The sequence below is a fragment of the Pseudomonas persica genome (assembly GCF_900291015.1).
GTDB lineage: Bacteria > Pseudomonadota > Gammaproteobacteria > Pseudomonadales > Pseudomonadaceae > Aquipseudomonas.
The window spans coordinates 1-271 of the sequence record NZ_OLKL01000148.1 but is presented as its reverse complement, the minus strand read 5'-3'; the positions used below and the strand labels follow the sequence as shown (position 1 = coordinate 271).

The following is a 271-nucleotide window of genomic DNA, read 5'->3' as shown; positions in this document are numbered from 1 at the left end:
TTATCAAGCAGTGTATCGGGGCAAAAGCCGCAGGCCGCTATTTGTTAGCAGTATTGGTCTGGATGGGGAATACGCCGCAGCCCTAATTAAGAACCTAAGAGGGGCGAGTCGGATCCCAGAGGTGTTAAAGAAGGTTGATCAGCTAACCCGGTTATGCAAGACGCAAATTGAAAAATCGGTTTAAGCCTCCAGTGGTATACATGATATAGTCCCTGATTCTGGCGGAAGATTTAACCCACGAGCATCGATGGGGCGCGGTATAGTTTTAAAC

The 271-nt window shown here is 48.0% G+C and carries 1 protein-coding gene; it reads left to right on the top strand.

The features are described from left to right. On the top strand, positions 1-184 hold a 184-nt coding region (locus FQ664_RS27545), incomplete at its 5' end, for an endonuclease V (protein ID WP_256676101.1). Positions 185-271 lie beyond the last annotated feature (87 nt).